This window comes from Polaromonas sp. OV174, assembly GCF_900112285.1.
Classification (GTDB): Bacteria; Pseudomonadota; Gammaproteobacteria; order Burkholderiales; family Burkholderiaceae_C; genus Polaromonas.
Genome location: NZ_FOKZ01000024.1, coordinates 21,880 through 47,809, shown reverse-complemented (window position 1 = coordinate 47,809; position 25,930 = coordinate 21,880). Strand labels below are relative to the sequence as shown.

The following is a 25,930-nucleotide window of genomic DNA, read 5'->3' as shown; positions in this document are numbered from 1 at the left end:
TGAACGAGGCTAGTTCGAGTCCGGCGCCATCTGAGCCAGCTTGTCGTTGTCGAGGATAGAAATCCGGCCGTACTCGACCCGGATCACACCTTCCTCCGCCATGTCCTTCAGCGCCCGGTTAACGACCTGCCTTCGCGTGCCCAGCATGGTGGCGATTTCATCTTGCGACAGATTGACCGCGGAGCCGCTGCGCCCACTCACGCTGCGGGCGTCGATGGATTTCAGCAGGCCCGCCACCCTGGCCTGTATCGTCTCGACGGCGGCGCTGGCATGGAGCCTCAAGGCCCGAAAATGGCGCTTTTCCTGCGCGGCGAAGAGGGAGAACGACAAGCGCCCGTTGCTGGCGATCATCTCGCGCAGGAGTTCGGCGGGGATTCGGACCAGCACGGTTTTTTCCTTGCAGGTCGCGTTGAAAAAATGCGGAACATGGGAAAGAACTGGCCCCAGCCCGTGGAATTCACCTGCCAGATGGAGCCCCGCCGTGAAAGTGCGCCCGGAGGACATTTCCCGGGTTAGATACATAGAGCCCGCAACCAGGATGGTCAGGTACTTGGCCGGGTCCGCGGTGTGATGGACGCAGGTGCCGGGCTCGACCACCAGCACCTCGGCGTGGGCGATGAGACGGGCGATCGCTTCGTCGGGCCAGTCGGAAAAAAGTTCGGACTGTGTGATCGCCAGCCGTACCAGGGTGTCATTCATTGGGCCCGGCCTCCTCGCCGGTGCGATTCAAAAGCAGCCCACCCCGACGCGAGGAGGATTTTTACTTTTTAACACAGCGGCAAAGCGGTGGCTTTCTCCCCTCCGGCCACGCAGGCTTGCGATGGCCCCGAGATCTACCAAACCCCTATCACCACGCCTTGATAAGCCATTGATTTTGTTCAATTTTTAAGCGGACACTACTAATGCAATATTTGCAATTTACTTCGATTTCACCGGGCGCTACAGTCGTTTTCCAGCCTGAGCCATTGGGGCGCGGGGAAGTCTACGAAAGTAGAAAAGGAATGAACCGATGAACAATGTAAAAACAGACAGCAAGGGCGCGGTGGTGGTAACAGGTGCAGCGCAAGGCATCGGCTACGCGATTGCCGAGCGTTTTGCGGCCCTGGGCCAGCGTGTGGTGATTGCCGATCTGCGTGGTTCCGAAGCCGCGGCGAAGAAGCTGGGCCACGGTGCGCTGGGTTTCGATGTGAACGTGGGCAATGCCGAGCAGGTCGATGCCATGATGGCATTTGCGGCCGAACAATGCGGCGGCGTGTCGGTCCTGGTCAATAACGCGGGCATCTACACCTCGCTCACCAAAAGGCCGTTCGAGGACATCGATCCCGAGGAATGGAAGCAGGTTTTCAACGTCAACGTCGAAGGCGTGTGGTTCTGCTGTCGCGCCGCGTCGCGCTACATGAAACCGGCGGGCAACGGCAACATCGTCAATATCGCCTCTGCGGTCGTGTCCAAAGGCACTGCCGGTTTCCTGCATTACGTGGCCAGCAAGGCGGCGGTGGCCGCGATGACGCGCACCCTGGCGCGCGAACTCGGTCCGTTCGGCGTGCGTGTCAACACCGTGTCGCCGGGCTTTACGCAAAGCGATGGCGTCCTGGCGGGTGGCGCGGCGCGTGAAAAGCAGAGCGCGGACATCCGCCTGCAGCGCCTGGTGCAGCGCGACATTTCGCCGGACGATATCGCTGGCGCGGTGCTGTACCTGGCGGGGCCGGATGCCGGCATGTTGACCGGTCAAAACATAGTCGTCGATGGCGGCATGACCATGAACTGAAGGTAAGCGAAAAAGTAATGTGCTACGACTTTCGCCGTGTCGCTAGCGGCCCTGCGGCGCATGATATACGGCGATATTTTTGGAGACTCCATGTCTGATCGAATGACGACCGACTGTGACGCAAGCACAGCTCAAACTTCAACCCTTGCGCCTGCGGGAATGTCCCGTCGTGACCTCCTTGCCTTGGGGTCGCTCCTTGGCCTTGCTCCCTTCGCGGCATTCGCCGACACCTACCCAAGCCGCCCGATCGGCCTCATCGTCGGCGCCCCGCCCGGTGGGTCTGTCGACTTCGGTGCCCGGGTCCTGATGCGGCCGCTTTCGGAAGTACTGGGCGTGCCGATCATCGTCGACAACAAGCCAGGTGCCACGGGCGTCATCGGTGCGAAGTTCGTCGCCAAGGCGCCAGCGGATGGCTATACCCTGCTGATCGCCACGCCAACCAGCGTCCTCATCGGGCCGCAGACAATGCCTGGGGATTCCTACAATACCCTCAGGGATATCGTGGGCATCAACATGGTCGCGAAGAACCCCTTGGCCATCGCGATCAATCCGGCCTTGAAGATCGACAACCTGAAGGATCTGGTCGCGCTGTCCCGCACGCGCCCGGTCACGCTCGGCCAGTCCGGCTCCGGGGGCTCCTTCGATTTGTTGATCAAACAGCTGGCCAAGGTCACAGGCGGCAATTTCGACAGCATCCCTTACAAAGGCATGGGGCCCGCCATCACCGATGCGATTGGAGGCCAGCTCGATGGCGTGGCGTCGGACCTGGGCCCGTGTCTCCCCTTCCATCAGAGTGGGAAGCTCAAGCTCGTGGCGGTCACCTCGGACAAGCGTCTTGCATCGTTGCCGAACGTTCCCGCGGCCACCGAGAGCTATCCGGCCTTGGTCGCCTACAACTGGCTCGGCCTATTTGCGCCCGCGAAGACGCCCCCGGACATCATCAACAAGGTCAATGCCGCGCTGATGAAGATCCTCGCCCGCGACGACGTTAAGGCGCAATTCACTCAAGCCGCCAACATCGTCTCGTCGATGAAAGGGCCCGCTGAGTTCCAGGCGTTCGCCACGAGCGAGTACAAACGCATGGGGGCGATGCTGAAAGAGCAAGGCATGATCTAGAGCCAGGTGTAGTTGCCCAGGGGCTTGTTCACCCGAGGTGAAGGAGGATGGAGCTTCTGACCCCTCCCAAACCCCTTCAGGACACCCCGGATGAGCATCCACAAGAATGCCTCCATGACGCCTTGACGTCCAAAGGTCGAGCCCATTTGGCTCGATAAATTGATCGGATGGGGCACAAGTCAGCGGCTGCAGCTGCTGGCTTGTGCCCCGCACGGCTACCAAATGGCTATTGAAGCGAGCCAGTTCCGGTGAGCTGCTGCACACAAAAACCAAGAACCCGCACCGCGTTGACAGCCGGGCGACCTGATCCAGAACACGCCTAAGGCGGGATTACAGACCCTGCATGGGGCCATTGATGACTACTCGCAGCTAGGCTTTGGCCTGCTGCTGGCCGATGAGAAACCACCAGCGCCTGCGCTGTCCTGCTGGCTGCCTTGCGCTGCTACAAGGTGTTGGGCGTGCGCCTTGCCCAGATGATGACCGACAAGGTCATGCCAAATTTCACCGGCCACACTATCTACCCCCAGGGGTGCAGTCCAGCACCGGGAGTCTTTTGCCGCGCCAGCGTCAGCACAGACGGTGAAGGCCAGACCGAAAACCACGCCTCTGGAAGTAGTACTTATGGCTGACATTGAGGCAGACCGTCGCATCTTGGCTTCCTTCATTCATCGCCAATCAGGAATTCGCGCAGCAGCTTCCGAGAGTGGCGCCAAACCGAAACAAACCAGACAATCGCTCAATCTAGATCCTTGCAATGCTTGCAGGCGGTAGCAATACTAGCCTCCACAACTGCGAAAGAAAGCATCATGGACTTGACCTATCCTCGTATCGGGCTGCATATCGACGGCCAATGGATCTACGACCGCCCCGCCTGTACCGAGGTCGTCAATCCGAGCAACGAGATTGCCCTTGGTAGCGTACCGGGCGCGACGTCCGAGGATCTCGCGCTCGCGCTGTCCGCTGCGGAACGGGGATTTCGCGTCTGGCGCGACACACCGCCGCTGAAGCGGGCCCAGGTGATGCTGCGGGCTTGCGCACTGGTGCGCGAGCGTGCCGAGGCTATCGCACAAATCATCACCCTGGAGCAGGGCAAGCCCATCGCCGACGCACGCAATGAAGTGGCGCGTGCCACGGCCTTCATTGAATGGGATGCGGCGGAGGCGCAGCGCCTGTACGGCAGCATGGTTCCGGCCGGGCCGCAAATGCAGCAGATGATTCTGAAGTTCCCCATCGGGCCAGTCGCTGCCTTCACCCCCTGGAATGTGCCTCTGGGCTCTCCGGCGCGCAAGATCAGCGGCGCGCTCGCCGCGGGCTGCTCGGTGATCATCAAGGCCGCCGAGGAAACCCCGGGCACGGCCTGCGCCATCGTGCAATGCTTCATCGATGCCGGCCTGCCGCCCGGCGTGCTGAATCTCGTTTTCGGCAATCCCGCCTTGATTTCCTCGACGCTGATCGCCTCGCCGGTCATCCGCATGGTGACTTTCACCGGCTCGGTGGCTGTCGGCAAGCACCTCACCCAGCTGGCCGCTGCCGTCATGAAGCCCGTGCTGATGGAGCTGGGCGGTCATGCACCGGTGCTGATCGGCGCCGACGTGGATGCGGCGGCGCTGGGCCGGCTCGCCGGCAGCGCAAAAATGCGCCTGGCCGGGCAGGTCTGCGCTTCGCCAACGCGCTTCATCATTCACCGCAAGTCCTACGCCGCTTTCGTCGATGCATTTGCACGGGTCGCGAGCGATCTGCGCGTGGGCGATGGTTTCGAGTCCGGCGTTCAAATGGGACCGCTGATCAATGACCGGCGCCTCCAAGCCATCGACGCCCTGGTGCAGGATGCCGTGGCCTGTGGCGCACGCCTCGCTGCCGGTGGCAAGCGCGTGGGCGAACGTGGCTTCTTTTACGCACCGACCGTGCTCGCCGACGTGCCGGCCCAGGCCAAGGCCATGTCCACCGAACCCTTTGGCCCGCTGGCGCTGTGCGTTGCTGTCGACGACCTGGACCAAGCCATCGCGCTCGCCAACAGCCTGTCCGTAGGCCTTTCCGCCTATGCCTTCACCAATTCGCTGGAAGAGGCGGAGCGTCTGACGCGTGAGCTGGAGTGCGGCACCCTGTCGATCAACCACTTCGGCATGCCCGGCACCGACACGCCTTTTGGCGGCGTCAAGGAAAGCGGTATCGGACGCGAAGGTGGACCGCAAAGCCTGGAGGCTTACACCTCCACCAAAACGGTGTTGCAACGGACCGCGCGAGTTTGAGCGCAAGGGGCGCAAGGGAGGAAAAAACTTGCGCCGCCCATTCATGCCAAAGAAGAAGAAAGCAGAGCCGACGTTGGCAGACACAACGGTTTTGCTGCGAATCCCCCAGATCTGCTTGACCAGTTCGTCAAAGGCCTGATTGACCGCCGAGGCGGTTAACGCGGCATCGATGGTGTTAAAAAAGGAAATGAAAATGCTAGTACAAGGTTCCGAACCACAAACGACTTTAGGCCTCGACGACATCAATCTCGGGGATCCCGACTTCTGGCTTAGAGATGACTTCTATGGCGCGCTCGCGTTGTTACGCAAGGAACGGCCGATTTCGTGGCACGAGCATCCAGAGGCAGGCAAGGGCTTTTGGGCACTCCTTGACCATGAAGACATCTCCGAAGTTGACAAGGACTGGGAGGCATTCAGCAGCAAATATGGTGTGCGTGTGTACCATGATGCCGGCACCAAGGTCCGGCCTGGCACGGGCGCGTTGATCGAACTCGATCCACCCAACCATACCGTCAACCGCAAACGCGTGAGCAAGGCGTTTACGCCGCGCCAGGTGGGCAGCCTGGAGGGTTCCGTGCGGGAGCACGCTCGCCGGCTGGTGTCTCAACTGTCCGAAGGACAAGAGATCGATTTTGTCGACGATTTGGCGGCGATTCTTCCTTTCGAGATCATCTGTGACCTGGTTGGCGTCGACCCCGCAGACCGGTCGCATCTGCTTAAGTTGTCGACGATAGGCCGCTCCGAGCATGAACCGGAATATGTCGACAAACCTGAGATTCCACAGCAAGCCGTCAATGAGCTTCGCGAATACGGCGTCAATCTCGCAGCAAAGCGTTTGCTCGACCCCAAGGAAGATCTGATTTCAGAACTGGCTCAGGTTCAGGTCGACGGTAAACCGATCGACAAGGAAGAGTTGGGCGGATATTTCGGTCTGATGATCTCTGCCGGCAGTGGCACAACGCGTTCAGCGCTTTCGCACGGGATGCTGGCGTTCACGCAGTTCCCGGACCAGCGCCGCCTGTTCATCAGCGATCCTATGGGGCTCGAGAGGACGATGGCAGAAGAGGTCATTCGCTGGGCGACTCCGCTCAAGCATCAGGGTCGTGTTCTGACCCGGGACATCGACTTCAAAGGCGTCCAGATGAAGAAGGGGCAGAAGATCAGCATGTGGTTTGTCGCGGCAAACCGTGATCCAAGCCTCTTCACAGATCCGTTCAAATTCGACATCACGCGAGAAATCAATCTGCACCAGAGCTTCGGTGCAGGTGGCCCCCACTTTTGCATGGGTGCGCACATTGCACGCCGTGAAATCTGGGTGCTGTTCCAGGAGTTGTTTGCCCGCTTTCCCAACGCGGAGGTCATTGCAGACCCTGTTCGCGAACGGTCACTGCAATCGAATGGTTTCAAAAACATGAAAGTGCGTCTTTCGCGTTGAATCCGAGTAGGAGAAATATATGACCGAGCAAAAATGGACGGTGACCGTCGACCCCGAGATTTGCGACGGGTATGGCGTGTGCCAGCGCATCGAAAAATCGATCTTTCAGCCCGCTGAGGACGATGACGTCGTGCGCATTGTCTCTCAGCCTGAAACGCCGGAAATGCTCGAGCGTGTCAAGCTGGCCGTTCGCCGATGCCCAAAGCTGGCGCTGAAACTACTGCCGCGCGATAGTGCGGAGTAATTAACTTCATGGAAGTGAAATATCATGCCTAACGTAATTTTTATAGATGCCAGCGGCAAGTCGAAAACCATCGATTGCACGGTGGGAACCAGCCTGATGAAGTCCGCGCAACTCAACGGGGTCTCGGGTATCTATGCCGAATGTGGTGGCCAGCAGATGTGTGCGACATGCCATGTCTACGTTGCCGAAGATTTTCTGCATACTCTGCCAGAGGTATCCGTCGATGAAGACGAAATGCTCGAAGCCACGGCATCGGATCGACTGCCCAACAGCCGGCTGTCGTGCGCGATCATCGTCAAGCCGGAGCATGAGAACATGGTCATTCATCTTCCCAAGTTTCAGCGATGAACACCGTCCTTATCGTCGGCGGCGGGCATGGTGGCGTTGACGTCGCATTCGGCCTGCGCGAACGTGGTTACACAGGGCCCATCACCGTGCTGGACAAAAGTGGCTTTGTCCCCTACGAGCGCCCCCCCATGTCCAAGTCATGGCTCAACGGGGACGGCGGTCCGGCCGAGCTTATGTTGCGTGGCCATGACGCTTTCTCGGATGCCAATATCGAACTGATGCTTAACTGCGAGGTGTTGAGCATCGACAGGGATCGAAAGGTCGTAAAGACCAGCCATGGAAGCCTCGAATATTCGACGCTGGTGCTGGCTCTTGGCTCCAGTCCGCGACAACTCCGGCTTTCGGGCGCCACACTGGCTGGCATGCACCACCTGCACACGCTAGAGCAGGCCAGCGCGCTCAGAGACGAGCTTGCGTCCGCCACCAGCGTGGGCGTCATCGGTGCCGGTTTCATCGGGCTGGAAATCGCGTCATCCGTGGCAAAACGTGGGGTTCCCGTGACGGTCATAGAGACTGCGGGACGCCCGATGCCCAGAACCGCGAGCGAGGTCACCTCAGCTTACATGCGCGCCCAGCACGAAGATGCCGGCACGGCTTTCCGCTTCAACGCGTCTGTTCAGGAAATAGTCGGCCCATCAGGTCGAGTTTCTCGGGTCAAGCTATCGGATGGGACGCACGTAGAGGCAGACCTGGTGGTGATGGGTATCGGCGCCCTCGCAAATGGCGGATGGGTGACAGATTTCGGCCTCGATTTTGACAACGGAATCGTCGTAGACCGCACCCTGCGCACCAAGGATCCGGACATCTTCGCGATCGGCGACTGCGCGCGCTTCCTGGATGATGAAGGGGGCGCCACGCGGCTGGAATCCATCGGCAATGCCGCCGACCATGCGCGGCGAGTCGCAGCAAGCATTGCAGGCACGCCCGTGCCCGTACCGGATGTCCCATGGTTCTGGACCCTGCAAGCCGGCGTTCGGCTTCAGATGGCCGGCCGAGTCGACCGTGTGGAGGAATGGTTGCTGACGGGTTCTATTGAGTCGAACTCGTTCAGCGTGCTGGGTTGGAGGAACAGCCAACTGGTTTATGGCGAATCCATCAACAGTCCAAGCGATCACGTCACCATCCGCAAGCTCCTTGCCGAGAATACGGCCCCAACGCTGTCGGAACTGCGGCCTATCGCTGAAATGGGCTTGAAGGCTGCGATCAAGTCCTTGGCAAAAGATAAGGTAAGTCCTCCCCAAATGGCGCGTTAAACGCTTACCAATCCGGGCGACCCGTCCGGCCAGAAACGCCCGATGAAGCTCATCGGGCGCTTTCAATTGTGGGATTGGTACGGTCTTTCCTGGTTCTAGTACTGCAACCCGGAAGTAGCGGAACAAAATGAAAGTGATGGATTCGTGCCCAGGGCAAGCCGCAGCGAAGGCTACCATCGGCTATTTCTTGGCGTGTCGCCCATAAAGGAAAAATGCGGCCAAATCCGGCCGGTCGGTGTCGCGGCTTAGTAGCGGCCACTCGGCGCCGCTATCGACCCAAAGCAGAAATTCGTTCGCGTGCAAGAACTCTGAAAAGAACATTGGGCATTCTTGATGTACTGTATTAATATACAGTGCCGCATTCAAGATGAAAGATAAGCCATGTTTAAAGGTAGCTGCTGCTGTGGAGAAGTGAAATTTTCGGTCACCAGTCCACCAACCATGATGGGTACATGCCATTGCAGCCGCTGCCGAAAGATAGGAGCCAGCACCTTCGTGTTCGTCAAGCGTGACACCTTCACATTGCTTTCTGGCGCAGACTCCATCACCACATTCAAGCCGCAAGCCCCTTACAAATACAGCCGCTGCTTTTGCTCGCGCTGCGGCTCTGCGCTGGGCGAAGTGACCTCAAGCAGCGAGTCGTTCCCTGTTGCCGCCAATTGCTTTGACGACGAATTGCCGCTTAGCAACCTGTTCCACGAATTCGTCCAGGAAAAGCCCAACTGGTACGACATATGTGATGACGCTAAACAGTTCCCAGGACACCCTCACCAGTAAAAAGCGTGGCAACTCCATCATTGCAAATGCGCTGGCGATACCTTGCGCTCGCCTCTCAGGGGCTGGGGTCGCGCAAGAGGTTTAGCAAGGGCCTTGCTGGTACCTTGGCTGCGGTTGAGCATCTAGGCTATGTGCAGATAGACACGCTATCCGTTGTGGAGCGCGCACATCACCATGTTCTCTGGAGCAGGGTGCCTGGCTATTCACTCCAGGACCTGAACCAGCTAACCAGCGCCGGAAAAATTTTTGAATACTGGTTCCATGCTGCGGCTTACCTGCCTATGCGTGACTACCGGTATGCGCTGCCACGCATGCTCTCTTTTCGACGTGGTGAGAGTCCCTACTTCAAGAGCGTCGACAAGGAGCTAATGGCAGAAATTCTTGCTCGTGTGCGAGGCGAAGGTGCGCTGAAAACACGCGACCTGAAAGAAAGCACTAAAGGCAAAGGCGTGTGGTGGGACCATGGCCCGGGTCGGCGAGCGCTCGACAAATTGTTCATGCAAGGCGACTTGATGATTCGCGAGCGTAACGGTATGGAAAAGCTTTATGTCCTGCCGGAACAACTGCTACCCCCAAGCGTGAATCAGCAAGAACCTACCGTCGAGGAAATGGCTGCTTATCTGCTGGATAGCGCCATGCGTGCGCATGGTGTTTTTACCTTGGGTCAACTCCTTCATTTGCGTACCGGAAAGCCCTTGCGCAATGCGATGCGGGAACTGCTGCGAGCTCGTCTGGAACAAGGTGCTGTACATAAATTGGATGACCCAGCTCAGCCAGATACCTATGCCGTGGTGGGCGAGCCTCGAGCAGACCGCCATTCGCCAGCAGACGCTGAGGTACGCCTGCTATCGCCCTTTGACAACGCCGTGATTCATCGTGAACGTTTGATGCAGATGTTCAACTTTGAGTACCGGCTTGAGAGCTATGTGCCAGCGACCCAGCGCAAGTACGGTTATTTCTGTTTGCCCATTCTGTGGCAAGGAGCCTTTGTAGGCCGCATCGACTGCAAGGCAGACCGGGCAGCTGCTCGTCTTCATGTGCATAACCTGCATCTGGAGCAGGGTTGGGTGCCTGATGCACTTTTTCATCTGCGGCTGCAGGATGCCATCAGCGAGCTGGCACGCTTTTGTGGCTGCATTGATGTGCAGTAACAGGTTGCGCTGAAATTGTTTCATCTGCTTGTAGACGTTTCATCAAGCCTTGGACGTTGAAAAATGAACGCCCGGTTGAATCCAAGGCCCAAAGGAGACGTCGATTCTTCTCCGAAGCCGACATTTGATGGTCAAGACCAGCGAAGTGGTCAGCGTCTACCGGAATGATGGTCAATGATTATCAGCATCTGCAACGAGGACCGAGATCGCAAAGTCGGCCTCGCCGCGCAGCATCGCCGCGCGGATTTCGATGACGCAACGCGGTCGAGAACCTGGATGTTATTACTCGGCTAGCGCCGACCATGCTCGCGCGCGATTCCCGCGAGTCGACTGGCCGCGATCATTGGCAGGGCAGCCCATGACGACCTCGTCGGAATCCTGCGTGGCCTTGATTTTCAATTCGTCCAGAGCGCTGGCCAGCTCGCGCACAATGCGGATGGCCTTGGGCAGGAACTCCATGCCGACGCGCGTCACCGTCATCGATCGCGTGGTGCGCTCGATCAGCGGCAGCCCCAATGTGGCCTCCAGCTTCTGCAGCCGGCGCGTCAGCGCCGTCGGAGAAATGTAGAGATGGTGCGCGGCAACATTGAAGCTGCCGGCCTCGGCGATGCTGATAAAGGCTTGTACACCGAGCAGGTCTAGACGTTGCATACGGAAAGTTCCATGTGAAGTAGCCTCCTTGTCAAGCGCTGCGACAAAGTGCATCTCCGAGGTGTCAGGGTTCGTAAAGCACACATCGACAGGGTTGCCGATGCGCGTGTGGACAAGGTTTTCAGCGCCGTTCATAGGAAGCCTCTCGTTGCCGTAAAAAGCCTGCCTCACAGACGGGCACGGTGCCGCTCGACAAGCGGCGCCAACCCGTGCTGTGGGTACAGGCTTGTTTCCTCAGTCAGCGGCTACTGCTGCCGTGTGCTGAATGAGCGTGGACGCCTGGTTGATGCGGCTCCATTCCTTGGTCGGCGCCTCTGTGCGGATCGCCTCCAGCTCGCGCGCAATAATCCGGCGCAGCATCGCGATGCCCAGGTCGGACGCACCTAGCCGCTCGTGCACGCGGTCGGCGATCGCGCCCTGGCCTATGAGTGCCACGTAGTCCTGGGCACTGGTCAGACGCACCAGGGGATCGTCCGGGTAGTTGCCGGCGAACAGTTCGTCGTGGTAGTCCGTGGCGCAGTAGTCGTCGCAGCCGTCAAAATATTCCTGGAGCTTGGTATCGGCCTCCGGATTGGTCGATGGCGCTGCGCGCAGCGAGACCCGCAGGGTGTGCGTGTCATCAATGGGCACCATCCAGTTCGCGCTTTCCATCCACGGTCCGCCTTCGTACACCGCGGGCATGGCAACGTGGTTGCCATAGGGGAAAGTCCAGTCGCTCACCCGGACCTGGGACTTGCCGCCAGAAACACGCACGGCGGTCTGCTGGATGCCGGCGGAAGTTTCTTCGTATTTCAAGGTTGGGATATCGCTGGTGATGGCATCGCCGAAGACCCCGACCTTGCCCATCTGGTGGGCAAAGCTCACGTGCACGGCATCCAGGGAGTTTTCCGCATGCTGGAGCCAGTTGCAAGGCCAGATTTCCTGGCGCGGGAACAGCATGACGCCTGCCTCCTCGAACCTGGGCTTGCGCGGCAAGTCGAACACCGGCGCCTCACCCTCTCCCAGGTAGGCAAAGATGATGCCGCAGTACTCGTGGACGGGATAGGCCGTCACACGGATGCTGCCGTGGCTGCCGGGCCGCTCGGCCGGCCGTTCGACGCACTGGCCGCGGGCGTCGTACTTCCAGCCGTGGTACATGCAGCGCAGCTCGTCCCCCTGGACCCAACCGGTGTGCAGCTTGGTCAGCCGGTGAGCGCAGCGATTGGCCAGCAGGTGGGCGCTGCCGCCCTCGCCGCGGTAAAGCGCCAGGTCCTCGCCCAGCAGGCGAACTTCACGCGCCTTCCCAGGGGCGACGCTCTTGGAAAGAGCGATGGGATGCCAGAATTTGCGCAGTAGCTTACCCATGGGGGTGCCGGCCGAAGTTTCGGCCAGTTGAGCCATCCGGGCGGTCAACTGCTGGTGACGATCCTGTTCCATGGATGACTTTTGGATGTCATCCTGGACCGATTGATTCGATAGTGCGTTTGTCATGGTGATCCTCGTGTTGTGTGTGATGCTGTGCCGCGGCAGGGCAATACTCTTTACTTCAGGGAGATTTTTGATTCATTGACCACATTGGCCCATCGGACGATCTCGCTCGTCATCAGTTCGCGCGCCTGCGCCGGTGTTCCCCCAGGCGCCCTGATGCCCATGTCCGCGAAGCGCTTCACCACGTCCGGCTGGCGCAGAGCCCGAACCACCTCCTGGTTCAGGCGCTGGACCACGGGGCCGGGTGTCTGCGCCGGCGCTACGAACATGCCCCAGGACGACACATTGAAGTCGCTAACGCCCTGCTCGGCGACTGTCGGGACATTGGGAAGCACCTCGGAGCGCTTCGCATTGGCGATGGCCAGGGCCCTGAGCTGGCCGCTCCTGATCAGCGCCAGCGCGGGTGGAACGTACTCGAACGCGAGGTCGATGTCCCCTGCGGACAGGGCGGTGGTCACTGCGGAGGCCGTCTTGAAAGGCACGATGGTGAAGTCAACCTTGGCGCGCAGCTTGAGGAGCTCCGCACTCAAGTGCTGGGTGGTTCCCAGCAGGCTGACCCCGACCATCAAATCGCCTTTTTTCTCCCTGGCTTCGCGGATGAAGTCTTCCATCCGGGCGAATCGGGAGTCCTTGCGCACCAGAAGAAGGACGTCATTGCTGCTGACGGTGCATACCGGCGCGAAGCTCTCCAGCATGTCGTAGGGCTGGGGTTTGAACAAGGCCTGGCTGATGGCCACCCCGGCGCCGATGTAGAGCAGGGTATAGCCGTCCGGCTTCGCGCCTGCGACCAGTTTGACGGCGCCCACGCCACCAGCGCCAGGACGGTTATCGATGATGACCTGCTGCCCCAGGAAGCCACTCAGATGATGGGCCACCAGGCGTCCAATGGTGTCCGCTGCATTGCCGGCCCCGAACGCCAACACGAGGGTGACCGGCTTGCTGGGGTAGCCGTGGCTCTGCGCAGACGCAGTCAGGGGCGCGACCCCAGACCACGCGAGCGGCAGGGCGCCTGCGGCCTTCAGAATATCTCGTTTGTTGAGCATGTTCTTGTCTCCGCTTCTGGGTGCCTTAGCCGACCTTGACGCTCAACGCATCGAGGCCGCTGACCTGGATCTCCAACTGATCGCCGGTGGTCAGAAAGCGGTTGCGGGCCACGCCGACACCCGCTGGGGTGCCGGTGGCGATGACGTCGCCGGGCAGCAGGGTCATGTAAGAAGACAGCGTGGCGATGATCTGCTCGGTCGAGAAGATCATTTCCTTCATGCTCTCGTTCTGCACCTGCTCACCGTTCAGCCGCGTGGTGATCCTCAAGCTGCGCTCGCGCAGCGCCGTGAGGATGTCCGGTCCGCAAGTAATGGTGGGGCCCAGCGCGGAGCCGCCATCCAGGCCCTTGTTGGCGGTCCAGTCAGGCCAGAGGACGGTCGCGGTCTCGGGATTTCCGAGTGCGACTTTGCTGAGGTCGCGCGCACTGCCGTCGTCCAAGGCGCAGACGCCGGCCACGAAGCTCAAGGCATTTTCCAGCGTCGCGTTCTTGCAGGTGCGGCCTATCACCACAGCGATTTCGCCCTCGTAGTCGAACTTGGCGGTCATCTGCTTGTTCGGGTTGAGGGTTTCGCCATGGCCCACAAAGTTCGAAGGCGCTTTATAGAACATCAGGGGCCGCGAGGGCGGCAGCGCCTTGGCTTCGGCGCCGTGGGCGTGGTAGTTGATGGCGATGGCGAAAACGCGGGCGCGCGGATCAAGCGGCGCCAGCATCTTGGCACCGCCGGCCGGGATACGCCGGATGGCAGCAGCGGCGGCGGATTCCGGCGAGGCCAGCATGCGCGGAAGATCGTCGTTCTCACTCACGATGTCGATGGCGTCCTTGTCGGGGCGCCCGATAACGATCTTGCCATCGAACAGGTAGCGGCCAAGGTTGAAATTAGCATTCGTCACGTGGATCCTCTGGTGGTGATTGATTAGCGGCAAGTGTCATCTGCGCCACCACGCCAGGCAACGCTTAAAGCGCGGCGATTGTTGCGTTTGTTGCTATGCGCTGGCCTTGCCCCAGCACGTGGCCGCCGAGCCCCTCAAGCGCAGCATCTGCCACCGTGAAAAGCCGCCGGATTGTTCCCTTTGTTGCTATGGAAGTCAGAGCGTCGTTGTACGCGTCCCTGGTGAACCTGAGAATTCCGTCACAACAACATAAAGTGCAAAAGTAGTGACAAATCAACTTTTTTCGGGTGCCATCGGCATCCTGCTGCTCGCCAGCTCCATCCCACCGGCCGCCGCGCAATCCACAGTGCAGGTCTACGGCAGGATCATCACCTCGCTCAATCACACCAAGACCGGGAATGGCGCCAGCAAGATCGACGTGGAAGAAAACGGATCGAAACTGGGATTCCGCGGCAGCGAGAACCTTGGCGAAGGCTTGTCCACCCTGTTCGGCCTGGAGATGGGCTTCGACGCTTCCTCGGGTGCCGCCATCAGCCCCGCATACCGGAACAGCTATGTCGGGCTGAAAGGGGGATTCGGCACCGTGGCGCTGGGGCGCCTGGACTCGGGCACGCCGGTCCGCTCACCGATTTTTTCGCAAGCCTTGTCTATCATCAACCTGGCGCCCAACGATGCCGGAGCCACCCAGATCGGCCCCAACTACCTGAACTTGCGCAACCGGACCTCGAATGCGATCGGCTACGCCAGTCCGAACCTGGCCAACTTCGTCGTTCGCGCGCGCTACTACCTGCGCGGGCAGCCAGACAATGTGAACCTGGAGAGCGGCGGCAAGTCGCTCGATCTGGGAGTGACCTACGCCAACGGCCCCTGGCGCACCGGTCTCAGCCATGGTCGCGATTCCCGCCCGGGCGGACTCCTGCCCAACGAGTTTTCCAGCAAATGGCAGACCGGCCTGCGCTACGACATCGGTTGGGTCGCACCTTATGTCCTGGTGGGGCGTGACAGCTATGCGAACACGCCCGCCAGCCGGCGCAATGTGGACTACTGGGTGCTGGGCGTCAAGTTTGCGCACAAGGCGCACGCCGTGGTGCTCAACGTCATGAACCGCGACCTGCAGACTTCACTCACGGCCGACCGCCCAAAGCAGCAACTGGCCTACACCTACGCGCTGTCAAAACGCTCCGAACTGCAGGCCTTCTACGACCATGACAAAGTCGACTCCAGCAAGCCCGGCATGGACAAGCGCGTCTTCGGCGTCGGCCTGCGGCACGACTTCTGACAGGACGGGATGCGGCAAAAGCGGGGTGGCGCCGCAAGCGCGCCAACAGCTTGAAAGGCGGGGCGTGACGCTGCGCAATGCGCGCATGGACAAGCTTCTCTAGCTCTTTTTTTAGCTATTGTTTTAATAGCTTATTGCGCCCGTCCACCATGGGCTAGCGCCCTGTTTGGCCCTCAAACCATCAATTCCCCGCGGCATCGGCCTCGCGCAGCAGGCGCATGCCGACCAGGGTGTAGCGGGTCTGCGGCGAGTTCCAGTTGCGGTAGCTGCAGCGCGCATACAGCGCCCAGGTGTGCCAGGAGCCACCACGGCGCACGCGCACGCTGCCGTCGGCCGGTCCGGGCGGGTCGTTCAGCGGGGCTTTGGCGTAATAGTTTTCATCGTGCCAGTCGGCCGTCCATTCCCAGGCATTGCCCAGCATGTCGTAAAGCGCAAAGGCGTTGGGCTCAAAGCTGCCTACCGGTGCGGTGAAGGCATAGCCGTCGCGGCCCGGCAGTGCATAGGGCTGCCAGGCCGGCCAGTTTTTGGCGGCATCGGCATCAAAGGTGTTGGCGCTTTGCAGCAGCGCGCTGGGGGCGTTGCCGCCAGGGTAGCGCGTGGTTGAGCCGGCGCGGCAGGCGTATTCCCATTCGGCCTCGGTCGGCAGGCGGTAGGTCTTGCCTTCCTTCTGGCTCAGCCAGCGGCTCATGGCGACGGCGTCGTTCCAGGTCACATTGAGCACCGGATGCGTGTCGTCCTGCGCAAAGCCGGGCTGGCGCCAGGAATACTTGGGGTCGCGGCCTTCAAAGGCATCGCCGCGCTGCGACTTGGCCGGGTCGTAAGCCGGGTTGTAGCCATAGCCGCCAGTGCCGTCGGCAATGGATTCCGGCGTGTAACCCGAGGCCGCCAGGAACTGGCGAAACTGCCCTACCGTGACCTCATGCTGGCCCAGATAAAAAGGCCGGCTTATGCGCACCTTGTGCACCGGAGCCTCGTCGGCCAGCTCGACAAAACGCTTGCGCTCATAAGCCGGGTAGTCACTGGCCAGGGCCTCGGGCGACTCATTGCTGCCCATCAGGAATTCACCGGCCGGCACCCGCACAAACTTCATGCCCAGCGAGTTTTCAATCACACGGGGCGGCGCAGCGCAGCCCGACAAAAACAGCGCCAAGGCCAACAAAGCGAGTAGAGAAAGCCGGCGGCGTAGAGGTAGTGGCATGGTGTGGGTGAAATGAGGTTGGGGTAGCCACACTCTAAGGCTGAATCGGTGCCGTCAAGAAACCGTCAAGCTTGTGGCCGGTCAGGCCGGTTTGGCAAATTCGGCCGCCAGAAAATCGATCAGCTCCCGCACCGCCGGCAGCAAGCCCCGGCGCGAGGGAAACACGGCATGCACGACACCGGGCCGTGGCCGCCACTGCGGCAGCAAATCCACCAGCCGGCCCTGCTGCACATCGTGTTGCACCATCATGGTCGGCAGTTGCACCACGCCCACGCCTTGCAGCGCGGCCAGGCGCAGCGCCAGCCTGTCATCACTGATCAGGCGCGGGCTGTGAGGCACCACAGCGGTGGCGCCGTCCGGGCCTTGCAGCTTCCAGGCGTGCTCGCGGTGCGGCGGCCCTTCATCCAGGCTGGGCAGGTGGCCCAGGTCGGCCGGCACCAGCGGCGCGCTGATGCTTTTGAGCAGCTGCGGGCTGGCGACCAGGCATTGCGTGCTGTCGCCCAGCACGCGCATCACCAGGCCGCTGTCTTCCAGCGGCGGAAAGCGCACGCGTATGGCGATGTCAAAGCCCTCGCCAATCACGTCGACGCGGCGGTTGGTGCTTTCCAGCTGCAGCTGCACGCGCGGGCAGGCGGCCATGAAGCGCGCCAGCATCTCACCCAACTGGTAGTCGAGCAAGGCGGTGGGGCAACTGATGCGCAGGGTGCCTTGCGGCTCGGCGCTGACGCGGTCAATCACCTCTTGCGCCGCCTGGGCCTCGACCAGCATCGCCAGGCAATGGCGGTAGTACTCCTGACCGACCTCGGTGACGGCAAAGCGGCGCGTGGAGCGCTGGATCAGGCGCACGCCCAGGCGTTCTTCCAGCAGAGCGATGCGCCGGCTCAGCTTGGACTTGGGCGTGTTGAGCGCACGGCCCGCGGGCGCAAAACCCTGGTGCTCGACCACCTGCACGAAGTAATAAAGGTCGTTGAGGTCTTGCATGGCGTCATTGTTCCTCAAATAGAACGCTGATGGCAAATTTGCCGGACTACCGGCTTCAGCGTTCCAGCCTTATCTTTGAGCCATGGCAGTTTTTCTCTGCCACCACGTTTGAAAAGGAGCTGATCATGAAGAAGGTTTTGGGCATTTACGGCAACCCTAATGCGCATTGGGTGGGTGACGGTTTTCCGGTGCGTTCGCTGTTCAGCTATGACAGCCTGGGCCAGCACGCCAGCCCCTTCTTGCTGCTGGACTATGCCGGTCCGGCGGAATTCAAACCCGCCAAGACACCGCGCGGCGTGGGCCAGCACCCGCACCGCGGTTTTGAGACCGTGACCATCGTCTACAAGGGCGAGGTCGAGCACCAGGATTCCACCGGCGGCGGCGGCGTGATTGGCCCGGGCGACGTGCAGTGGATGACGGCGGGCGCCGGCATTTTGCACAAGGAATACCACTCGCCGGCCTACACGCAGCAGGGCGGCCCGTTCGAGATGGTGCAGCTGTGGGTGAATCTGCCGGCCAAGGACAAGATGACGGCGCCGCATTACCAGGGCATTGTCGATGCGCAGATTCCCGCCGTGGCGCTGCCCGATGCGGCCGGCAGCCTGCGCGTGATTGCCGGCGACTACGACGGCCAGCGCGGGCCGGCCCAGACCTACACGCCCATCAATGTCTGGGACGTGAAACTGGGCCAGGGCAAGCAGGCCAGCCTGGCGCTGCCCGAGGGCCACACCGCCATGGTGGTGGTGTTGCACGGCACGGTGCTGGTCAACGGTAGCGAGGTGGTGCGCGAGGCCCACATGGCGCTGCTGGACCGCGCCGGCGACCGGCTGACGCTGGAGGCCAACGGCGACGCCACGCTGCTGGTGTTGAGCGGCGAGCCGATTGATGAGCCGATTGTTGGCCATGGCCCGTTCGTGATGAACACGCGCAGCGAAATCGTCCAGGCCATGGAAGACTTCAACGCCGGCCGCTTCGGCCAGATGGCGCAGTAAGCGCCGCGATCCGGCCTGCCACGGCAGGCTGGATCGCTCCTGTTTTGATAGCTTTTTGCGCCCATCCAGCATGGGCTACAACCACTTTTTTCATATAAACCGGGCGTTGGGCAGCCAATCACCGTTACAGCCCCTTTTCCACCATGTCCAGCAAACGCTGGCCGACCTGCTGCATCTGCGGCCCTATGACCGGGCCCAGCGGGCCGTCTATCACCAGCATGGCCAGGCCGTGCACCGCCGACCAGGCCAGGAACTCGGCGCCGGGGCGGCGCTCGGCGGGCATCAGGCCGGCCGCCACCAGCTGATCAAGCGCGGCCGTCAGCAACTGAAAGGGGTTGAGGCCGCTCTCGCCAGCCCGGGCCGGATCGGGCGTGGACTCTTTCAAATCGTTGGATGGGCCAAAGGCGGTGCGGAACAAACCGGTCTCGGCCTGGGCAAAACGCAGATAGCCGGTGCCGACCGCGCGCACGCTGGCGCGGGCCAGCTCGGCGGGCGGCAGGCCGCTGGGCAGGGCCGCCAGTTCGGCTTCCATGGCCCCGGCCACGGCCGACAGGGCGGCGGCGCGCACCGCCTGCAGCAAGGCCTGGCGGCTGGCGAAGTGACGGTAGGCGGCGTTGGGCGCCACACCGGCGCGGCGCGTGGCTTCGCGCAGCACCACGGCATCAGGCCCGCCGCTGCGCGCCAGCTCTATGCCGGCCTCTAGCAACACGCGCCGCAGGTCGCCGTGGCGGTAGGTGCTGCGGACGGCGGACGGCCGGGATGCATTTGTCATGACTACTTACTTCTTGATGTGGACACTGTCCATTGTCTTTGTTATTCTATTGTGGACGGTGTACACAATACCTTGGCACTTCCCCTCAGGCAAGCCACCCCAGGAGACTTTTGATGCAAAAGATCACCCCGTTTCTGACCTTCGGCCAGCAGGCCGAAGAGGCTTTTCACTTCTACATCTCGGTGTTCAAAAACGCCAAGGCCGGCGAGATCCGCCGTTACGGCGACACCGGGCCGGGCGAAAAGGGCTCCTTCATGACCGGCAGCTTCGAGATCGAAGGCCAGCAGTTCATGGTGCTCAACGCCGGCGCGGACTTCGGCTTTGCCCCCGGCCTGTCCCTGTTTGTTGACTGCCAGACGCAGCAAGAGGTTGATGAGCTGTGGGAAAAACTTTCCGCCGGCGGCACCATCCAGCAATGCGGCTGGCTGCAGGACAAGTATGGCGTGAGCTGGCAAATCGTGCCCAGCATCCTGGGGCCATTGCTGAGCGACCAAGACCCGGTCAAGGCCGGGCGTGTCATGAAGGCCATGATGCAGATGGTCAAGCTGGACATCCAGCAACTGCAGCAGGCCTATGAGGAGGCCTGAGGACCCGCCAGGAAAACCCATGAAACTTTCTTTTCAAACGCTCTGAGTGCGCGCCTAAACGAAACGGCGAAATGGCTCAGAGCCTCCAAGCGATCACTTGCTTCCCCAACCCCCTGTGTAAAAAAGGAGATTCCCATGCTAGTTCAGCCCTATTTGTTTTTTGATGGCCGCTGCGAGGAGGCCCTGAATTTTTACAAGGCCGCCATAGGCGCCGAAGTGACGGCGATGATGCGCTACAGCGACAGCCCGGAGCCGCCGTCGCCGGAGATGTGCGCGGGCGGTTCAGGCGCCAGCAAGATCTCGCCCAATCACATCATGCACGCCAACTTTCGCGTCGGCGACACGCAGGTGATGGCTTCGGACGGCATGGCAGAGGGCAAGGCCGAGTTCAAGGGCTTTTCGCTGTCCATCACCGCCAGCGATGACGCGCAGGCGCAGCGCCTGTTCAAGGCCCTGGGCGACGGCGGCCAGGTGCAGATGCCCATGACGGAGACTTTCTTCGCCACCAGCTTCGGCATGGTGGCCGACCGCTTTGGCGTGTCGTGGATGGTGATCAACCCGAAACCCATGTGAGGCCGCTGGCAAGCCAGCAGTTTCAAACCAAGCGGAAAGATGTCTGATGGAAACCGACAAAGCGCAAAAAGAGCATGTCTGGCTGCAGCAGCTGCTGGGCCAGTGGACCATGGAGGGCGAGTGTGACGGCCCGCCCGGCGAGCCGCCCATGAAGAGTTCGGGCACGGAAAGCGTGCGCGGCCTGGGCGACTTGTGGGTGGTCTGTGAAGGCAAGGGCACCATGCCCGGCGGCGGCCCTTGTGAAATGTTGATGACGCTGGGTTATGACACGGCGAAAAAAGCCTTTGTCGGCCACTGGGCCGGCTCCATGATGAGCGGCATGTTTGTCTACCGCGGCACGCTGGACGAAGCGGGCAAGGTGCTGACGCTGGACACCGAAGGGCCTAGCTTCAAGGGCGACGGCAGCACGGCGCATTACCAGGACGTCATCACGATCAAAAGCAAAGACGAGCGCACCCTGCATTCACAGGCCAAGCAGCCCGACGGCTCCTGGCAGCGCTTCATGACGGCGACCTACCGCCGGGTGAAGTAAGCCCTGCGGCCTAAGCAGTGGATGAAACACCTGTTGGAGAATGAGCATGAGCGCCCATCAGCAACTCACGCCGGCGAGCGAACTGGCGAAGAAAAACGGGGTTCGTTTCCCCAACGAAAGTGACGACTACCGGCGCGCGCGGGATGCGCTCCTGGTGGAGGAAATCGAACTCAGGCGCCACATCGAGCGGGTGGCGCAGCAGCGCCGCGCCCTGCCGGCCGGAGGCGTGGTGCCCAAGGAATACCGCTTCGAAGGCGAGAACGGTCCGGTGACCTTCTCCGAGCTGTTTGGCGACAAGCAGACGCTTGCTGTCTACAGCTACATGTACGGGCCCAAGCGCGAGCGGCCCTGCCCGATGTGCACCTCGCTGCTCTCCGCCTGGGACGGCGAATCTGCCGACGTCGAGCAGCGCATAGCGCTGGTGGTGCTGGCCCGCTCGCCCATAGCACGCCTCCTGGCATTCAAGAAAGAGCGCGGCTGGCGCCATCTCAGGCTGTATTCGGACACCATCGGCGACTACACCCGCGACTATGTGAGCGCGGACGACGCGGATATCCCGGCCTTCAATGTCTTCACCCGGCGCGATGGCAGCATTCGTCATTTCTGGAGCGGCGAGATGGGAGCTGTGACCGCCGACCCCGGCCAGGATCCGCGCGGCGCACCTGACCTGATGCCGCTCTGGACCATCCTCGACAGCACACCCGAAGGGCGTGGAAGCGACTGGTATCCCAAACTCAACTATCCGATGCAAGGCCTATAGTCCGATCGCCAGTCCGCGCTGTCATTGACGGCTTGCTGGTTCGGCGTCTTTCGCACATTGACGTTAAAGTGAGGCAGGCAGATACCCTTTCATCTGCCCCTTCACGACATCAGGACACCGAGTGCCAGTCATTATTTCCATTCACCAGCTCAGCAAAACCTACGCCTCGGGCTTTCACGCACTCAAGTCGGTCAATCTGGACATCCAGCAAGGGGAAATCTTCGCCTTGCTCGGTCCGAACGGTGCCGGTAAAACGACGCTGATCAACATCGTCTGCGGCATCGTCAAGCCGAGCTCGGGCAGCGTGACGGCGGACGGTCACGACATCGTTGGCGACTACCGGGGGGCGCGCGCCAAAATCGGGCTGGTGCCGCAAGAGCTATCGACCGATGCCTTCGAAACCGTGTGGTCCACCGTGAGTTTCAGCCGCGGCCTTTTTGGCAAGCCGCCCAACCCGGCCTACGTCGAGAAGGTGCTGCGCGATCTGTCGCTGTGGGACAAGAAAGACAGCAAGATCATGACCCTCTCGGGCGGCATGAAGCGCCGCGTGTTGATCGCCAAGGCCCTGTCGCACGAGCCGACCATTCTGTTCCTCGACGAACCTACCGCAGGCGTCGATGTCGAGCTGCGCCGCGACATGTGGCAAATGGTGCGGGATTTGCGCAGCAGTGGCGTCACCATCATTCTGACCACGCACTATATTGAGGAAGCCGAGCAAATGGCGGACCGCATCGGCATCATCCGCAAGGGCGAGCTGATTCTGGTCGAAGACAAGGCCGTGCTGATGCGCAAGCTGGGAAAAAAGCAGTTGACGCTGCAACTGCAGGCGCCCTTGCAGCGCATTCCGGATGCGCTGGCCGGCCTGCCGCTGGAACTGGCCGGGGAAGGCCACACCCTGGTCTATACCTTCGATACCCAGACCGAGGAAACCGGTATTGCAGCGCTGCTCAAACGGCTGGTCGAGCATGGCATTGGCTTCAAGGATCTGCATTCGAGCGAGAGTTCACTGGAAGACATATTCGTCAGCCTGGTCCACGCAGGCAAGCCGGCGATAGCGAAGGAGAACGCATGAACTGGCACGCCATCCGCGCCATCTACCGCTTCGAAATGGCGCGTACCTTTCGCACGCTGACCCAATCCATCGCCTCGCCGGTGCTTTCAACGTCCTTGTACTTCGTGGTGTTTGGCGCGGCCATCGGTTCACGCATGGGCGACATCGACGGCATCAGCTACGGCGCGTTCATCATTCCAGGCCTGGTCATGCTGGCGCTGCTCAACGAAAGCATCTCCAACGCCTCCTTCGGCATCTACATGCCGAAATGGTCGGGCACGATCTACGAGCTGCTGTCCGCTCCGGTCTCGTTCATCGAGGTGGTCATTGGCTACGTCGGTGCTGCGGCGACCAAGTCGCTCATGCTCGGCATCCTGATTCTTGCGACTGCCCGCATTTTTGTGCCCTACGAGATCGCCCATCCTTTCTGGATGCTGTGCTTTCTGCTGCTGACGGCGCTCACCTTCAGCCTGTTCGGTTTCATCATCGGACTTTGGGCCGACGACTTCCAGAAACTGCAGGTTATCCCGCTCATGGTCGTGACGCCGCTGACTTTTTTGGGCGGCGCCTTTTACTCCATCACCATGCTGCCGCCCCTGTGGCAGAAGATCACCCTGTTCAATCCGGTGGTGTACCTGATCAGCGGATTCCGCTGGAGCTTTTACGGTGTGGCGGACGTCAATGTCGGCATCAGCATCGCAGCCATTCTGGGTTTCCTGAGCTTGTGCATTGGCACGGTGTGGTGGATCTTTCACACCGGCTGGAAGTTGAAGGCTTGAGCCCCTGCGATGCGCCCTCATCTCTAGCTTTTGAAAGCACCACCATGACCCGACCTGCGACCCATCCCATCGTTCAGATCAAGCCCCTCGGGTTTCCCTGGGAAACCCTAGACCCGTTTCTCTTTTGCGTCTATCACGACGACGCCTATCCAGCGGCCAACGCCGACATGGGCCCGGCCGCCTCGCTGGCCGGCCGCGATATCGGCCAAGATTTCAGCCGCAAGGACGGCTGGAGCATGTACCACGGTGAGCAGGTGCCGGGTTTTCCGCCGCACCCGCACCGCGGTTTTGAAACCGTGACGATTGCCCGCAAGGGCCTGATAGACCACGCCGATTCGCTGGGCGCCCAGGCGCGCTTTGGCCAGGGCGATGTGCAGTGGCTCACCACCGGCAAGGGCATTGTTCACTCCGAAATGTTTCCGCTGCTCAAGCAGGACACGCCCAATCCGCTGGAGCTGTTCCAGATCTGGCTGAACCTGCCGGCGCGCAGCAAGATGGCCGAGCCCTACTTCACCATGTTCTGGTCGGAAAGCATTCCGCGCCGGGTCGACAGCGACGCACATGGCCGCACGACCGAAGTCACCGTGATCGCCGGGCGTCTGCAGGATGCTGGCCAGGAAGCGGACCAGCAAGCGCTGACGCCGCTGGCGCCGCCACCCGACTCCTGGGCCGCACAGCTGGATGCCGACGTGGCGATCTGGACCCTTCGCATGGAACCCGGCGCCCAGTGGACGCTGCCCCCAGCACTGGGCCAGGGCACGCGGCGCAGCCTGTATTTCTTCAAGGGCCAGTCGGTCAGCATCGCCGGCCAGGACGTCAGCATCGCCTCGGCCATAGAACTGCGCGCCGATGCCGAGGTGCTGCTTGCCAACGGCAATGAGGTCGCCGAGTTTTTGCTGCTGCAGGGCAAGCCCATAGGCGAGCCGGTGGTGCAGTACGGCCCGTTCGTGATGAACACCCAGGCCGAGATCGCGCAGACCCTGGCCGACTATCGGCGCACGCAGTTTGGCGGCTGGTCGTTTGACAGCGCAGCCCCGGTGCACGGGCGCGACCCGGCCCGCTTTGCCATACATCCGGGTGGGCATGAGGAAAGGCCGGGGGCCGAAGCCAGCCAAACCGCTCCTGAATAAATAGCAGCTTGCGCATACACCTAGGTCGTTACAGCCCTGTTTGGCTTAAAAACCAGAGCGGCTAAACGCCCCAGCCGCTCAACTCAATCCCACTGCGGCGCCAGACCTTGGGGATCGACCAGGCGCTCATTGCGCTCCAGCGCCGCGATCTGCGCCATGTCGGCTTCGCTCAGGCGCAGCTGTGCTGCCTGCAAATTGCTTTGCAGGTTGGCGCGCTGGGTCGATGAGGGAATCACCGCGTAGCCCAGCTGCATGGCCCAGGCCAGCACTACCTGCGCGGTGGTGGCTCCGTGCTGCCGCGCGATGGCTTGCAGCACCGGGTCTTGCAGCGCCTTGCCGTAGGCCAGCGTCATGTAGGAGGTGATGTGAATGCCCTGGCTGCGGACGAAGTCGGCCACCTTGCGATTCTGCAAATACGGGCTGAGTTCGATCTGGTTGGTGGCGATGTTGGCCGCGCCCACGATGCTGATCGCTTCCTGCATCAGGGCGATGTTGAAGTTGGAGATGCCAATCTGTTTCGTCAGGCCTTGTGCCTTGGCCTGCATCAGCGCGGCCAAGGTGTCGGCCAGAGGCACGGCGCCGCCCGGTGACGGCCAGTGGATCAGCGTGAGGTCGACATGGTCGGTGCGCAGCTTGGCCAGGCTGTCTTTCAGGCTGGGAATCAGCTTGTCGGCCGCCAGGTTTTCCGTCCAGATCTTGGTGGTCAGAAACAGCTCGCTGCGCGCCACGTTGCTGGCTTCTACGGCCTGACCGATCTCGGCTTCGTTGCCGTAGATTTGTGCGGTGTCTATGGCGCGGTAGCCGAGCTCAAGCGCGTTGCTGACGGAGTCAATAACGACCTGGCCTTTGAGGCGGAAGGTGCCTAGGCCGAATGCGGGAATAGTCATAGTGATGTCCTTCTT

At 61.2% G+C, this 25,930-nt stretch carries 27 protein-coding genes and 2 pseudogenes; 20 read left to right on the top strand and 9 right to left on the bottom strand.

What is annotated here, in order from left to right; all coding sequences use genetic code 11:
- Nucleotides 1-9: 9 nt before the first annotated feature.
- Nucleotides 10-699, bottom strand: a complete 690-nt coding sequence (locus BM160_RS18245; RefSeq protein ID WP_092007599.1) for a Crp/Fnr family transcriptional regulator — start codon at nucleotides 697-699, stop codon at nucleotides 10-12.
- A 310-nt stretch (nucleotides 700-1,009) separates the two neighbouring features.
- Here BM160_RS18245 and BM160_RS18240 point away from each other — a divergent pair, with 310 nt between their 5' ends.
- The 11 genes and pseudogenes from BM160_RS18240 to BM160_RS18200 all read left to right on the top strand — a co-directional run bounded on the left by BM160_RS18240 (nucleotide 1,010) and on the right by BM160_RS18200 (nucleotide 10,341).
- The gene (locus BM160_RS18240; RefSeq protein WP_092007598.1) at nucleotides 1,010-1,768 is read left to right on the top strand and encodes an SDR family NAD(P)-dependent oxidoreductase; all 759 of its coding nucleotides are present in this window, start codon (nucleotides 1,010-1,012) and stop codon (nucleotides 1,766-1,768) included.
- 90 nt (nucleotides 1,769-1,858) lie between these two features.
- Nucleotides 1,859-2,884, top strand: coding sequence for a Bug family tripartite tricarboxylate transporter substrate binding protein (locus BM160_RS18235; RefSeq protein WP_177219068.1), 1,026 nt, complete (start codon nucleotides 1,859-1,861; stop codon nucleotides 2,882-2,884).
- Between the two features lie 90 nt (nucleotides 2,885-2,974).
- A pseudogene (locus BM160_RS23170) lies at nucleotides 2,975-3,110 on the top strand (IS481 family transposase); the annotation flags it as partial.
- 6 nt (nucleotides 3,111-3,116) lie between these two features.
- A pseudogene (locus BM160_RS23165) lies at nucleotides 3,117-3,369 on the top strand (IS481 family transposase); the annotation flags it as partial.
- 321 nt (nucleotides 3,370-3,690) lie between these two features.
- Nucleotides 3,691-5,133: an NAD-dependent succinate-semialdehyde dehydrogenase gene (locus BM160_RS18230; RefSeq protein ID WP_092007596.1), complete on the top strand. Its 1,443-nt coding sequence runs from the start codon at nucleotides 3,691-3,693 to the stop codon at nucleotides 5,131-5,133.
- Nucleotides 5,134-5,272: 139 nt separating this feature from the next.
- Nucleotides 5,273-6,568 carry a cytochrome P450 gene (locus tag BM160_RS18225; protein ID WP_092007595.1) on the top strand — a complete coding sequence of 432 codons (1,296 nt, stop codon included), beginning with the start codon at nucleotides 5,273-5,275 and terminating at the stop codon, nucleotides 6,566-6,568.
- Nucleotides 6,569-6,587: 19 nt separating this feature from the next.
- Nucleotides 6,588-6,812 (top strand): ferredoxin, encoded by a 225-nt coding sequence (locus BM160_RS18220; RefSeq protein WP_092007594.1) that lies wholly within the window; start codon nucleotides 6,588-6,590, stop codon nucleotides 6,810-6,812.
- A 24-nt stretch (nucleotides 6,813-6,836) separates the two neighbouring features.
- Nucleotides 6,837-7,160, top strand: a complete 324-nt coding sequence (locus BM160_RS18215; protein WP_092007593.1) for a 2Fe-2S iron-sulfur cluster-binding protein — start codon at nucleotides 6,837-6,839, stop codon at nucleotides 7,158-7,160.
- Nucleotides 7,157-8,413 (top strand): NAD(P)/FAD-dependent oxidoreductase, encoded by a 1,257-nt coding sequence (locus BM160_RS18210; RefSeq protein WP_092007592.1) that lies wholly within the window; start codon nucleotides 7,157-7,159, stop codon nucleotides 8,411-8,413. Before BM160_RS18215 ends, BM160_RS18210 begins: the two co-directional genes overlap by 4 nt.
- Before the next feature lie 381 nt (nucleotides 8,414-8,794).
- The gene (locus tag BM160_RS18205; protein WP_092007591.1) at nucleotides 8,795-9,190 is read left to right on the top strand and encodes a GFA family protein; all 396 of its coding nucleotides are present in this window, start codon (nucleotides 8,795-8,797) and stop codon (nucleotides 9,188-9,190) included.
- Between the two features lie 5 nt (nucleotides 9,191-9,195).
- On the top strand, nucleotides 9,196-10,341 hold the full coding sequence (locus BM160_RS18200; RefSeq protein WP_143093284.1) for a winged helix-turn-helix domain-containing protein: 1,146 nt from the start codon (nucleotides 9,196-9,198) through the stop codon (nucleotides 10,339-10,341).
- 282 nt (nucleotides 10,342-10,623) lie between these two features.
- Here BM160_RS18200 and BM160_RS18195 read toward each other — a convergent pair whose 3' ends face one another.
- From BM160_RS18195 to BM160_RS18180, 4 genes are all read right to left on the bottom strand, one after another.
- Nucleotides 10,624-10,992 carry a LysR family transcriptional regulator gene (locus BM160_RS18195; protein WP_177219066.1) on the bottom strand — a complete coding sequence of 123 codons (369 nt, stop codon included), beginning with the start codon at nucleotides 10,990-10,992 and terminating at the stop codon, nucleotides 10,624-10,626.
- Between the two features lie 234 nt (nucleotides 10,993-11,226).
- Complete coding sequence (locus BM160_RS18190) at nucleotides 11,227-12,408, bottom strand: Rieske 2Fe-2S domain-containing protein (RefSeq protein ID WP_255368994.1); 1,182 nt, start codon at nucleotides 12,406-12,408, stop codon at nucleotides 11,227-11,229.
- Between the two features lie 104 nt (nucleotides 12,409-12,512).
- Nucleotides 12,513-13,502 carry a Bug family tripartite tricarboxylate transporter substrate binding protein gene (locus BM160_RS18185; RefSeq protein WP_092007588.1) on the bottom strand — a complete coding sequence of 330 codons (990 nt, stop codon included), beginning with the start codon at nucleotides 13,500-13,502 and terminating at the stop codon, nucleotides 12,513-12,515.
- Nucleotides 13,503-13,527: 25 nt separating this feature from the next.
- Nucleotides 13,528-14,394 carry a fumarylacetoacetate hydrolase family protein gene (locus tag BM160_RS18180; protein WP_092007587.1) on the bottom strand — a complete coding sequence of 289 codons (867 nt, stop codon included), beginning with the start codon at nucleotides 14,392-14,394 and terminating at the stop codon, nucleotides 13,528-13,530.
- A 265-nt stretch (nucleotides 14,395-14,659) separates the two neighbouring features.
- On the opposite strand from BM160_RS18180, the gene BM160_RS18175 reads away from it, so the two are divergent.
- Nucleotides 14,660-15,673 carry a porin gene (locus BM160_RS18175; RefSeq protein WP_092007586.1) on the top strand — a complete coding sequence of 338 codons (1,014 nt, stop codon included), beginning with the start codon at nucleotides 14,660-14,662 and terminating at the stop codon, nucleotides 15,671-15,673.
- Nucleotides 15,674-15,854: 181 nt separating this feature from the next.
- Here the strand turns inward: BM160_RS18175 and BM160_RS18170 are convergent, their stop codons facing one another.
- The gene (locus tag BM160_RS18170) at nucleotides 15,855-16,871 is read right to left on the bottom strand and encodes a formylglycine-generating enzyme family protein (RefSeq protein WP_092007585.1); all 1,017 of its coding nucleotides are present in this window, start codon (nucleotides 16,869-16,871) and stop codon (nucleotides 15,855-15,857) included.
- 81 nt (nucleotides 16,872-16,952) lie between these two features.
- Nucleotides 16,953-17,852, bottom strand: a complete 900-nt coding sequence (locus BM160_RS18165; protein WP_092007584.1) for a LysR family transcriptional regulator — start codon at nucleotides 17,850-17,852, stop codon at nucleotides 16,953-16,955.
- A gap of 125 nt (nucleotides 17,853-17,977) precedes the next feature.
- On the opposite strand from BM160_RS18165, the gene BM160_RS18160 reads away from it, so the two are divergent.
- Nucleotides 17,978-18,844 (top strand): pirin family protein, encoded by an 867-nt coding sequence (locus tag BM160_RS18160; protein ID WP_092007614.1) that lies wholly within the window; start codon nucleotides 17,978-17,980, stop codon nucleotides 18,842-18,844.
- A gap of 124 nt (nucleotides 18,845-18,968) precedes the next feature.
- On the opposite strand, the gene BM160_RS18155 is transcribed toward BM160_RS18160, so the two are convergent.
- Nucleotides 18,969-19,616, bottom strand: a complete 648-nt coding sequence (locus BM160_RS18155; RefSeq protein WP_092007583.1) for a TetR/AcrR family transcriptional regulator — start codon at nucleotides 19,614-19,616, stop codon at nucleotides 18,969-18,971.
- A gap of 113 nt (nucleotides 19,617-19,729) precedes the next feature.
- Between BM160_RS18155 and BM160_RS18150 the strand changes: the two genes are divergently transcribed.
- From BM160_RS18150 to BM160_RS18120, 7 genes are all read left to right on the top strand, one after another.
- Entirely contained in the window at nucleotides 19,730-20,203 is a 474-nt protein-coding gene (locus tag BM160_RS18150) for a VOC family protein (RefSeq protein ID WP_092007582.1), read from the top strand.
- Nucleotides 20,204-20,338: 135 nt separating this feature from the next.
- Nucleotides 20,339-20,776 carry a VOC family protein gene (locus BM160_RS18145; RefSeq protein ID WP_092007581.1) on the top strand — a complete coding sequence of 146 codons (438 nt, stop codon included), beginning with the start codon at nucleotides 20,339-20,341 and terminating at the stop codon, nucleotides 20,774-20,776.
- A 46-nt stretch (nucleotides 20,777-20,822) separates the two neighbouring features.
- Complete coding sequence (locus tag BM160_RS18140; protein WP_092007580.1) at nucleotides 20,823-21,308, top strand: DUF1579 domain-containing protein; 486 nt, start codon at nucleotides 20,823-20,825, stop codon at nucleotides 21,306-21,308.
- A gap of 46 nt (nucleotides 21,309-21,354) precedes the next feature.
- Nucleotides 21,355-22,068: a DUF899 family protein gene (locus tag BM160_RS18135; protein WP_092007613.1), complete on the top strand. Its 714-nt coding sequence runs from the start codon at nucleotides 21,355-21,357 to the stop codon at nucleotides 22,066-22,068.
- A 121-nt stretch (nucleotides 22,069-22,189) separates the two neighbouring features.
- Entirely contained in the window at nucleotides 22,190-23,140 is a 951-nt protein-coding gene (locus BM160_RS18130) for an ABC transporter ATP-binding protein (protein WP_092007579.1), read from the top strand.
- A complete protein-coding gene (locus BM160_RS18125; RefSeq protein WP_092007578.1) occupies nucleotides 23,137-23,898 on the top strand; it encodes an ABC transporter permease in 762 nt (253 codons plus the stop codon). The genes BM160_RS18130 and BM160_RS18125 overlap by 4 nt, the downstream gene beginning before the upstream one ends.
- Before the next feature lie 44 nt (nucleotides 23,899-23,942).
- A complete protein-coding gene (locus BM160_RS18120; RefSeq protein WP_092007577.1) occupies nucleotides 23,943-25,028 on the top strand; it encodes a pirin family protein in 1,086 nt (361 codons plus the stop codon).
- Between the two features lie 83 nt (nucleotides 25,029-25,111).
- On the opposite strand, the gene dkgB is transcribed toward BM160_RS18120, so the two are convergent.
- Entirely contained in the window at nucleotides 25,112-25,915 is an 804-nt protein-coding gene (gene dkgB / locus BM160_RS18115; RefSeq protein WP_092007576.1) for a 2,5-didehydrogluconate reductase DkgB, read from the bottom strand.
- Between the last annotated feature and the right edge of the window lie 15 nt (nucleotides 25,916-25,930).